The organism is uncultured Halovibrio sp. (genome assembly GCF_913056445.1).
GTDB classification, from domain to species: domain Bacteria; phylum Pseudomonadota; class Gammaproteobacteria; order Pseudomonadales; family Oleiphilaceae; genus Halospina; species Halospina utahensis_B.
In genome coordinates this window covers 54,483-63,075 of the sequence record NZ_CAJXMA010000006.1, presented here as the reverse complement: position 1 = coordinate 63,075, position 8,593 = coordinate 54,483, and the positions used below count along the sequence as shown (strand labels likewise).

Genomic DNA, 8,593 nt, shown 5'->3' with positions numbered 1-8,593 from the left:
TATAGGTTTCTTAATAGTATTTTATAAATTATGTTTTGTGACTTCTTGAAGGGATAATCATGAGAGATGATGTAAATGTTAATCAAATAACAGCGGAATTTTTGCTGCAAGCCATTAAGGGGGTTTCTGAATCTATTGTTGGCACTGGGAAAACATATTGGAATAAATATTTTTCAAGTTTTGGGGAGTATCTTGAAGAATGCGCAAGAAAATATGGTCACACGAAAACAATTTTGTATAAAGATCGTTCAGTTCCGCTGAGTGACCTCTATGTCGAAACAAAACTCTCACCATACTCATCCCAGAAAAGAGAGGATGTTTATGACGAGTCCGATATTACTCAAAAGCTTGAGAATGGTGATAATGTTATTGTTTCTGCGACTGCCGGATCAGGGAAATCTTTCCTTGTCCGTTACCTGTTTCTGAGTTTGATTAGCTCGTGCAAGAAAATACCTCTTTTTGTAGAGTTGAGGAATCTAAATAACTCAAGCAGAACGATTGTTGAAATTATTTCAAACGATCTAAAAAACCATGGCGTAGACGTAGGGCCCGATATTGTCCAGTCGTGGATTGAGTCAGGCCAGTTCGTCCTGATTCTTGACGGGTATGATGAGCTTTCAATTAGTTCGGTTTCTCGCGTCACAGAAGAAATAAAGAATCTTTCCGAGAGTCTTGTAAAATCTTCCTTGATTGTTACAACCAGGCCGACAGAAGATCTGGAGCATTTGTCTGAGTTTGAGATTTTTAGAATCAACAGATTGGATAAAAGTCAAGCAATTAATATTGTAACTAATATTAATTATGATCCTGACGTTAAAGATAATTTTATTAAGCAGCTTAGTGGTGGTCTTTTTGAAAAGCATGAGGATTTTCTGTCTAATCCATTGCTTCTAACGATCATGCTCATGACTTACGGCGAGATTGCAGAAATACCGAGCAAGATACACATTTTTTATGAGCAAGCTTTTGATGTCTTATATTATAGGCATGATGCATCAAAGAATATGTACAAGCGTGAGATTTTGTCTGGACTTGCTATTGATGACTTTAAAGATGTCTTGGCGTCGGTTTCTATGTCTGGCTATATTAGGTCAAAACTAAATTATTCCAATACAGACCTGATAACGTACATAAGAAGGGCCAAAAAATTACTTGGTGTTAACAAACTTTCTCCTGAAAAATATAAAAAGGATCTATTGCAGTCAGTTTGCATGTTTGTGGTCGACGGTAATAGGTTTTCATATAATCATCGTAGTTTTCAGGAATACTTCTCCGCGCTTTTTATAACGAAGTTTGATCCTCCAGGTAAAGAAGAAATATACGATATTTGTTTGGAAAGGGTGTTGACAGATAACGTCCTGGATATGGCTTTTGAGATGAATAGGTCTAAGCTTGAGCGAGAGTTTGTCTATCCTCGACTTCAACAGCTTAATGAGGCTATCAATGGAGATGAAATAAACGCTCTTAAAGAGTGGTTTGAGGGTATGATTTTTGTTTGGACTAGTCGGAATAAAACAAATAGAGGAGGCTCCAAGGGAGAAAAGAGTGCGCTTGTGCGCAACGAAAGATGGGGTTGGAGGTTTATGCTTTTCCTAGAGGGCGTGTATAGGGAACATCTCGGAAAAGCTTTCCCTAAGATTGGGGGGGTAATGACAAAAAAAGCTTTTAAAGAGGAGCTTGGAGAACTTTCTGAGCCTTTAGAGGTCCAAACCTCTGAGTTAGATGATAGTCAAATAGAGCTATTGGAGAGGTTGGGGGTTCTTGAAATAGCGAGAAGGAGAGTTCATTTTCTGAAGTGGCTCGAGAAACATCTTGAAAATCGAGAGACGAGTGGAGGTAAAGAGAAGATACAAGAGTGGTTGTAAGAAAATATTAACTTGGTTCCCAAAAGTTGATTTGAAAACTTGGTGTGAGCGACCTCGAGTAGGGGGAGGAGGGATATGTGGAATTACATATTCCTCCGATAAGCCCCCCCAGCCCCATAAAACACCTCCGAAACCTCCCCCAACGAACAATGCTTAACCGCCTCCATCAACACCTCAAAGGTGTTCCCCCGGTTGGCGGCGACATGTTGTAGCTGCTCCAGCCAGTAATCCCGCTTGCTTTCGTGGATGCCCTGGAAGGCGCGGAGCTGGTCGATCTGTTGGTGTTTTTCGTCGTCGTTGGAGCGCATCAGTTCCAGTTCGCCGCCGGCTTCCTGGCCTTCCTTGGGGAGGTAGGTGTTTACGCCGATGATGGGCAGGGTGCCGTCGTGTTTCTTGTGTTCGTACACCATGGATTCGTCCTGGATCTTGCCGCGCTGGTACATGGTGTCCATGGCGCCGAGTACGCCGCCGCGCTCATTCAGGCGTTCGAATTCCTCCAGTACCGCTTCTTCCACTTTGTCCGTGAGCTGCTCGATGATGTGCGAGCCCTGCCAGGGGTTTTCGCAGGCGTTGAGGCCGAGTTCGCGGTTGATAATGAGCTGGATGGCGACGGCGCGGCGCACGGAGTCTTCGGTGGGGGTGGTTATGGCCTCGTCGAAGGCGTTGGTGTGCAGGCTGTTGCAGTTGTCGAAGAGGGCGTAGAGCGCCTGCAGGGTGGTGCGGATGTCGTTGAACTGGATCTCCTGGGCGTGGAGGCTGCGGCCGCTGGTCTGGATGTGGTACTTGAGCTTCTGGGAGCGTTCGCTGGCGCCGTAGCGGTGTTTCATGGCGCGGGCCCAGATGCGGCGTGCCACGCGGCCGATGACGGCGTATTCCGGGTCCATGCCGTTGCTGAAGAAGAAGCTGAGGTTGGGCGCGAAGTCGTCGATGTGCATGCCGCGTGAGAGGTAGTACTCGACGATGGTGAAGCCGTTGGCCAGGGTGAAGGCGAGCTGGGTGACGGGCGTGGCGCCGGCCTCGGCGATGTGGTAGCCGCTGATGGACACACTGTAGAAGTTGCGCACGTCGTGGTCGGTGAAGTACTGCTGCACGTCGCCCATCATGTGCAGGGCGAATTCGGTGGAGAAGATGCAGGTGTTCTGGGCCTGGTCTTCCTTGAGGATGTCCGCCTGCACGGTGCCGCGCACCTGCTTGAGGGTGTGTTCGCGGATGCGTTCGTAGGTCTCGGCGTCCACCACTTCATCGCCGCTCACCCCGAGCAGGCCTAGGCCCAGGCCGTTGTGGCCTTCGGGGAGTTCGTCCTGGTAGAGGGGGCGGTCGCGGTCGGCGATCCGTTGTTGCACCTGTTCCCACTGGCCGGTGTCGCGCAGGTGTTGTTCCACCTGCTGGTCGATGGCGGCGTTCATGAAGAAGGCCAGGATGGTGGGCGCCGGGCCGTTGATGGTCATGGAGACGGAGGTGGTGGGGTCGCACAGGTCGAAGCCGGAGTAGAGCTTCTTCATGTCGTCCAGGGTGGCGATGGAGACGCCGCTGTTGCCGACCTTGCCGTAGATGTCTGGCCGCGGCGCGGGGTTTTCGCCGTAGAGGGTGACGGAGTCGAAGGCGGTGGAGAGCCGTGCCGCGGGCTGGTTCAGGGCCAGGTAGTGGAAGCGGCGGTTGGTGCGCTCGGGGGTGCCTTCGCCGGCGAACATGCGCGTGGGGTCTTCGCCTTCGCGCCGGTAGGGGAAGACGCCGGCGGTGTAGGGGTAGTGGCCGGGGAGGTTTTCCCGCCCGAGGAAGCGCACCAGTCCGCCCCAGTTGTGGGTCTGGGGTGGGGCGACCTTGGGGATCTGGAGGCCGCTGAGGGTTTCTTTGTAGTTGTCGCCTTCGATGGTCTTGTCGCGCACCTGGTACTGGTAGCGTTCGGCTTCCACGCCGGCCCTGCGTTCGGGCCAGTGGCGCAGTTCCGCGAGCATGTGTTGATCGATCTGGTCCAGCGCCTCGTTGTACTGGCGTCGCAGGGTGGTGAAGGCGTCGTTGTCGTGTTCGGTGTTGGCGAAGGCGGTGAGCGCTTCGGGCAGTTCCGGGTCCTTCAGTGTGTGCAGGGCGTTCCAGGTGGCCTGGGCCTGGTTGGCGGCCTCGGCCATGGTTTCGATGCGGTCGCGTTCGGCGCGGCTGTTCTCGGCAATGTCCGCGAGGTAGCGGGTGCGGTCGGCGGCGATCAGGGGGTTGCTGTCCGGCAGGGCCCAGGGGAAGCGGTCGGTGGCGTCCCACTGGAGCCAGTCGGCGAGGCGCGTGAAGAGGCCGCTGACGCCGGCGTCGTTGAACTGGCTGGCGTTAGTGGCGAAGACGGGGATCTGTTCATCTTCCACATCGAACCGCACGTGGTTGCGCTTCCACTGCTTGCGCACGTCGCGCAGCGCATCCAGGGAGCCGCCACGTTCGAACTTGTTGATGACGATGACGTCGGCCAGGTCGAGCATGTCGATCTTTTCGAGCTGGCTGGCGGCGCCGAAGTCGCTGGTCATGACGTAGAGGGGCAGGTCGACCAGGTCGACGATCTCGGAGTCGGACTGGCCGATGCCGGCGGTCTCCACGATCACCAGGTCGAAGCCGGCCTGTTTGAGGTAGGCGATGGCGTTGTTCAGCTCGGCGCTGGTGGCGAGGTTCTGGCGCCTTGTGGCCATGGAGCGGAAGAAGGCGCGCTCGCTCTGGAGGCTGTTCATGCGGATGCGGTCGCCAAGCAGGGCGCCGCCGGTGCGCCGGCGTGTGGGGTCGATGGCGAGGACGGCCACACGTTTGTCCGGGCAGAAGCGCAGGAAGCGGTTGAGGAGTTCGTCCGTGAGGCTGGACTTGCCGGAGCCGCCCGTGCCGGTGATGCCGATGACCGGGGTGGTGCTGTCCGGGATCGGGTGGTTGTAGTCGCCGCGTTCGAGGGCGGAGAGGTCCTGGGCCAGGGCAGCCACCTCGGACGGTGTCTGGTTGCGCGTCTGGTTCCGGCGCTGCTCGGCGCGCTGGACGACGTCGTCGATCATGGCGACGAGGCCGGTGTGCATGGTGTCGTTGGGGTGGTAGAGGCGTTCGATGCCGTAGGCTTCGAGCTCGGTGATCTCCTCCGGCGTGATGGTGCCGCCTCCGCCGCCGAAGACGGCCACATGGCCGATGCCTTCCTCGTTCAGGCGGTCGATGAGGTAACGGAAGAACTCGTTGTGCCCGCCCTGGTAGGAGGAGATGGCGATGGCGTCCGCGTCTTCCTGGAGCGCGGCTTTGACCACGTCATCGACGCTGCGGTTGTGGCCAAGGTGGATGACCTCCGCGCCTTTCTGCTGGATCAGGCGGCGCATGATGTTGATAGCGGCGTCGTGGCCGTCGAACAGGGAGGTGGAGGTGATGAAGCGCAGTGGTGTTGTTGTCATTATTCGTCCCGTTTACGTCCAGCCTGTAGGAGCTTGCTTGCAAGCGATACTGAAACTATCGCGAGTGATCCGGAAAAATCGCGAGTGATCCGGAAATATCGCGAGCAAGCTGGCTCCTACAGGGTGGCCCGGATTGGTCGGCCGGCGGTGTTAAAATCGGCATTTATTGTCAGTTTGAAGGGGAAAAAAGCCGCCATCCATGGCGTTTGGGGTCAAATAAGTTGTCATTAAATGACAGTTTTGGCGTGGGTGTCATGGTTGCGTTCCGGGCGTTTGATCCCTTTACGGTTGCGTGGATGGGAAGGGTTATCTTTTGGCTGTGTTAGTATTCGCTCGAATTTTGTGGTGGCGCGCCCGCGGTATACGACGGGTGGCGCTGTCCTTGGGCGTGAGTGGGGGCATTCGTTGAGCGAGGGGCTGCATCAATCGGGGTCGGTGAAATCCGGGGGCGGTGGTTTCTGGACGTGGGGAACGCTTGTTGTCGCCGCTCTGGTTGGGTTGCCGGTGGCGGTTATTGCCCTCCATGTCTTTGTGCCTTCCGGTGAGATCTGGAGCCATCTGGCGGACACGGTGCTTCAGCGCTACATCACGAATACGGTGCTGCTCGGTATCGGGGTCTGTATTGGCACCCTGGTGCTTGGGACGGGCACCGCCTGGCTGGTGGTGATGTGTCGCTTTCCGGGCCGGCGGGTGTTCGAGTGGGCGCTGTTGCTTCCCCTGGCGGTTCCGACCTATGTCATTGCCTATGCGTACACGGATTTCCTGCAGTATGCGGGGCCGCTGCAGACGACCCTGCGGGAGTGGTTCGGCTGGGAGCACGGGGATTACGCCTTCCCGGAAGTGCGTTCGCTGGGCATGGCGGTGGTTCTCTTTTCGGTGGTTCTCTATCCGTACGTCTACCTGCTGGTGCGTGCCGCGTTCACGGAGCAATCCGTCTGTGTCCTGGATGTGGGGCGGACGCTGGGGCTGGGTAAGTGGCGCATGTTCAGCCGGATCGCGGTTCCGCTGGCCCGACCCGCGATTGTGGGCGGCGTGGCGCTGGTGATGATGGAGACCCTCAATGAGTTCGGCGCGGTGCAGTTCCTGGGGGTGGATACCTTCACCACGGGCATCTATCGCACCTGGTTCGGGCTGGGTGAGCAGGTGGCGGCGGCGCAGCTGGCCGCGTGCCTGCTGGTCTTCGTGGTGATTGTTCTGGCGCTGGAGCGTGTCTCACGGGGTGGAGGGCAGTACCACCATACGACGAGCAAGTACCAGCAGCTGCCGGAATACCCGTTGCGTGGCGCGAAGGCGCTGGGGGCGTTCCTGGTCTGCGCGCTGCCGGTGCTGGTTGGGTTTCTGCTGCCGGGGGCGCTGCTGCTGCAGATGGCAATCAACACAGGCGATCCGCTGTTCGGGGTGCGCTTTCTGGAATTCGCGTTCAACAGTGTGGTGCTGGCCGCCGTGGCCTCGGTGGTTGCCGTGGTGCTGGCGCTGATGCTCAGCTACAGCAGCCGTCTCAACCCGACGAAGCCGATCCGGCTGGCAACGCGCCTGGCGGCCAGTGGCTATGCGGTTCCCGGCTCGGTCATCGCGGTGGGCATCCTGATTCCGCTCGCCTGGCTTGACCACCACCTGAACCTGTTCACCAGGGAGTACTTCGACGTGACGGCGGGGCTGGTCTTCAGTGGCAGTGCCTTTGTGTTGATCTATGCCTACGCGGTGCGTTTCCTGGCGGTCTCGTTCAATACGCTGGAGGCGAGCCTGGGCAAGGTGACGCCGACCATGGATGCGGTCGCCAGGACGCTCGGGCAGAGTCCGCTGGGCACGCTCTGGCGCGTCCACACGCCCATGATGCGAAGCAGCCTCCTGGCGGCGGGGATTCTGGTGTTCGTGGATGTGATGAAGGAGCTCCCGGCAACGGTCATCCTGCGGCCGTTCAATTTCGACACGCTGGCGATCCGGGCCTACAACCTGGCCTCCGATGAACGTCTGGCGGAGTCTGCCACGGCATCACTGGTGATCGTTGCCGTGGGCATCATTCCGGTTATCCTGTTGAGCCGGGCCATGCGCCACGCCCGCCCTGGAGAGCGCCGGACGGGCTGACGGGGCTGACTCGCCGGCTCCTACTGCGGGGGATCCTGGGGCAGCGGGAAGACAAAGGTCTGATCGTGGTCCAGTGACAGGGAAACCGGTTGCTCCTCCTGGGGCAGGAACAGGCCGGGGACGCGGGCATGCACGTGCGCCTCCTGGTCGCCGCTGCCGTGGGCGCAGATGTGGAGCATGCTGCCCCGGCCCAGGAAACGGGCCATCAGCACGTGGCTCGAGTCGGTTTCGCCCGGTTGCTCTGGAAGAGGGGTCACCTGTATGGCTTCGGGGCGCACCATGACCTGGACCGGGGTGCCCTCGGCGAGATTGCCTGCGGCGACAGGCTCAACCGGCGTCTCAACCCACCCGTTGCGCACTTCACCCTGCCATTCGTTGGCGGCGCCGAAGAACGAGACCACGAAGGGCTCGCTGGGCTCACGGAAGAGCTGTCGCGGTGTGCCTGTCTGGACGATTCGGCCGTTACGCATCAGCGCGATCCGGTCGGCCATGAACATGGCCTCCTCGGGGTCGTGTGTCACCAGCATGGTGGCGGCCCCAAGGCGTTTGAGCACGTGGAGGGTGTCGTCGCGGATCTGGTCGCGCAGGCGCGCGTCGAGACTGGCAAAGGGCTCGTCCAGCAGCATGATCTTGGGCGAGGGGGCCAGGGCCCGTGCCAGCGCAACGCGCTGCTGCTGGCCGCCGGAGAGCGTGTGGGGGTAGGCCTGGGCCCATTCGCTCATTCCAAAGAGTTCAAGAAGGTGCAGTGCACGCTGGCGGCGTTCCTTCTCGCTGGTTCCCTTGAGCCCAAAGGTGACGTTGTCGAGGACCCTGAGGTGCGGAAAGAGCGCCGGCTCCTGGAATGCGAGCCCGACACGGCGGTGCTCCGGCGGCTGGTGGGCGCCACCGGCCTCGGCAACACAGTGGCCATCGATGAGGATCCGGCCCTCGGAAAGCGGCTGGAGACCCGCAACCGTTCGCAGCAGCGACGTCTTGCCGCACCCGGAGGGGCCCAGCAGGCAAAGGACCTCACCGGCCCGCACTTCGAGGTTGGCGTGCTCGACGATCCTGTGACCATCGGCTGCGTACCCGGCATCCTCCAGGGCAAGTACGGTGGCGGCAGTCGCAGTCCCAGCTTCCGGGGGAGCATCGGAAGGCATGGAGGCAGCGTCACGCGGGCTGTTCATAGTGATTTCTCAACCAATGCGGCGAAATAATCCAAACAGCTCAGAATAACATGAATTCAAGTGAGAACGCCTATTGGACGCG

General features: G+C 58.3%; 4 protein-coding genes. 2 read left to right on the top strand and 2 right to left on the bottom strand.

Going from position 1 to position 8,593, the window contains the following annotated elements:
• Positions 1-59: 59 nt before the first annotated feature.
• The gene (locus QZ501_RS03000) at positions 60-1,865 is read left to right on the top strand and encodes an NACHT domain-containing protein (RefSeq protein ID WP_295717026.1); all 1,806 of its coding nucleotides are present in this window, start codon (positions 60-62) and stop codon (positions 1,863-1,865) included.
• A gap of 83 nt (positions 1,866-1,948) precedes the next feature.
• On the opposite strand, the gene QZ501_RS02995 is transcribed toward QZ501_RS03000, so the two are convergent.
• Positions 1,949-5,260 carry a methylmalonyl-CoA mutase family protein gene (locus tag QZ501_RS02995; protein ID WP_295717023.1) on the bottom strand — a complete coding sequence of 1,104 codons (3,312 nt, stop codon included), beginning with the start codon at positions 5,258-5,260 and terminating at the stop codon, positions 1,949-1,951.
• Positions 5,261-5,695: 435 nt separating this feature from the next.
• Here QZ501_RS02995 and QZ501_RS02990 point away from each other — a divergent pair, with 435 nt between their 5' ends.
• Positions 5,696-7,345, top strand: coding sequence for an iron ABC transporter permease (locus tag QZ501_RS02990; protein WP_295717028.1), 1,650 nt, complete (start codon positions 5,696-5,698; stop codon positions 7,343-7,345).
• Positions 7,346-7,365: 20 nt separating this feature from the next.
• Here the strand turns inward: QZ501_RS02990 and QZ501_RS02985 are convergent, their stop codons facing one another.
• Positions 7,366-8,511: an ABC transporter ATP-binding protein gene (locus tag QZ501_RS02985; protein ID WP_237416516.1), complete on the bottom strand. Its 1,146-nt coding sequence runs from the start codon at positions 8,509-8,511 to the stop codon at positions 7,366-7,368.
• Between the last annotated feature and the right edge of the window lie 82 nt (positions 8,512-8,593).